Source organism: Stackebrandtia sp., assembly GCF_035643755.1.
Classification (GTDB): Bacteria; Actinomycetota; Actinomycetes; order Mycobacteriales; family Micromonosporaceae; genus Stackebrandtia.
This window is the reverse complement of sequence record NZ_DASQPW010000244.1, coordinates 1-2,199: the sequence shown is the minus strand read 5'-3', so window position 1 is coordinate 2,199 and position 2,199 is coordinate 1. Positions and strand designations below refer to the sequence as shown.

The 2,199-nt window shown below is 68.8% G+C and carries 2 protein-coding genes and 1 pseudogene; 2 read left to right on the top strand and 1 reads right to left on the bottom strand.

The genetic code is table 11. The features are described from left to right. Together VE172_RS18795 and VE172_RS18790 are read left to right on the top strand one after the other, a co-directional pair. Window positions 1-619, top strand: a pseudogene (locus VE172_RS18795) (FtsK/SpoIIIE domain-containing protein); the annotation flags it as partial. Then, window positions 616-1,227 carry a hypothetical protein gene (locus VE172_RS18790; protein WP_324803498.1) on the top strand — a complete coding sequence of 204 codons (612 nt, stop codon included), beginning with the start codon at window positions 616-618 and terminating at the stop codon, window positions 1,225-1,227. The pseudogene VE172_RS18795 and the gene VE172_RS18790, both read left to right, overlap by 4 nt. A gap of 73 nt (window positions 1,228-1,300) precedes the next feature. Here the strand turns inward: VE172_RS18790 and VE172_RS18785 are convergent. Further along, window positions 1,301-2,199 (bottom strand): RNA-guided endonuclease InsQ/TnpB family protein (locus VE172_RS18785; RefSeq protein ID WP_324803497.1); only part of this gene is annotated, 899 nt, incomplete at its 5' end.

The window sequence follows — 2,199 nt, the reverse complement described above, 5'->3', positions numbered from 1 at the left end:
GAGCTTTCCGGTCATCGTGAATCTGCTGGGGACGGGGCATCTGGCGCTGGACGCCGACGCCACGGACCCCCGGGTGCGCTCCATCGTGCGGTCGGTGCCGCTGCGGTTGCTGGCGGCGCGTCCGTCGGAATCCCTCACCATATCCTTTGTGGACTGCGCGACGGGCGGCGAGGCGTTCGCGCCCTTCGCGCCGCTGGTGGAGGCGGGCATGACCTCGGCGGTGGCCGTCGACGAGGAGGGGCTGTCGGGCGCCCTGGACGCCGCCGTCGAGCAGCTGGATCGGGCCAAACGCGACGGCGCCTCGGGGGCCGACCTGCCCGAGCGACTGCTGGTGATCGCGGGACTGCCCGACAAAACCCAAGCGGGACAACGCATCGCGCGGATCGCGGCCGAGGGGCCGGCGGCGCGGGTACACCTGGTGATCGCCGACGCGGCGGTGCGCCCCCGCAAGGACAACGCCTACACCACACACGTGCGACTCACCGAGCGTGCGATGGCGGTGGCCGGGGTGCCGCTGCCGGTGCTGGTGGACGACGAGCCCGACCCGGCGCTGATCGGCGGGCTGTGCCGCCGCCTGGTGGATTCGCGCTCGTGGGTCTTCGAGGACGGTGGCCCGTGAGCGCCCACGACTACGAGAAGCTGCTGGCGAGGCTGACCGCCCGGCGCGAGGAGCCCGACGCCGCCGCCGACGAGACCACGACGCGGCTGCGCGAGCTGGACGACCGGCTGCTCACCCAACAGGCCGACCTGCTGCACGCCGCCACCACCCTTCATCTACGGGCGCCGAAGCTGCAGGCCGACGCGGAGGTCGGCGGGGTCGCCGGCCGCGAGGCGGCGCTGCGCAAGGCCGGGCAGGAGGCCGATCGCTCGGACGCCGCGCTGGCGCGGGCCATGCAGTTCGCCCAGCGCCCGGCGTTCCTGCCCAGGCAGCGGCGCACCGTCCGTCACCTGGCCATGTACCTGCTGTGCGCGGCGGGCGCGGCGCTGGTGGAGAGCGTGGCGGTGGCCTCGCGCGGGATGGCGGCGGCGTCGTGGCTGTTCCTGGTCGCGCCGCTGGTGGCCCTCGGCGTCGGCTACGTGCTGATCGGGCAATTCGGGCGCCCGCGGCTGTTGCCGCAGGATCGCAGGGCCCGCCGGGCCCTGCTGCCTACCCGCGACCCCAAGGCGGGCCTTATGGTGTGCGCTGTGGTGACCCTCGCCACCGCGGCCTGGTGGCTAGTCAACTGACGCGGCTGTAACCGGCCGGGCTGGAGGTAGTGCCCAACTGGCTGTTGGGTGGGCTCCTCCGTCCAGTCACCCATTATGGGGTGGCAGGGACGCGTGACTCACGCCCCGCGTTCCACGCGGTCTCGCCGCGAGCGGCGATGTTGCGGGAAGCATTTCGGTCCGTGTGGGCAACGACCCCGCACCGCCGACAAACGAACACGGCTTGATCGACGCGGTTCTTCCCATCTACAAAGCCGCACTCCGCGCACTGCTGCGACGTATAAGCCGCATCGACAAACACCAGCGGAACGCCCGCCCGCAGCGCCTTGTACTGGAGGAACTGCCCGAGCTGGTGGAACGCCCAGGAGTGGAGCGTGACCCGTTGGGGCTTGCGGAGCCGTACCCTTTCGCGGATTCCCTTGAGTTGTTCAAGGGCGACACCACGTCCAGTGCGTTCAGCCTCGGTCACGATCTTCTTCGAAATAATGTGGTTGACGTTTGCGTCATGCCGCTGCTCTTTCCTGCGGCGCTTCTTCAACAGCCGTTTGGCGGCTTTGGTGGCCTTGGCCTGCAACTTGGCGCGAAGTTCACGTTGTCGTTGGCGATGTCGATTCAAACCCCGCCCCGCCATGATCTTGCCGTCCGATGTGGTGGCGATGTTGACAATGCCCAGATCGACGCCGACGAAACCCTTGGGTTCGTATTCGGGTTGCTCGGGCACGTCGACGGAGGTGAGCAAGTACCAGGCACCGTCTCGTCGCAGCAGATCGGACTCGCCACGCTTATGCTCGCCGAGCATCTTGACGTCCTTTGGCGAGCAGACAAACGACACGTCCTTGAGACGGCCTGCCAGTGTCCACAAGGAAACAGTCTGAGCTTTCAGCGCGAAGGACAGATTCCGCTGGTCGTAAGGCTGTGCCGCGTCCAGCCGAAACCTGATCGGCCTGGATCGGGCCTTCGTCCGGAGCTTGGAGCCCTTCCCGCGAGGGTTCC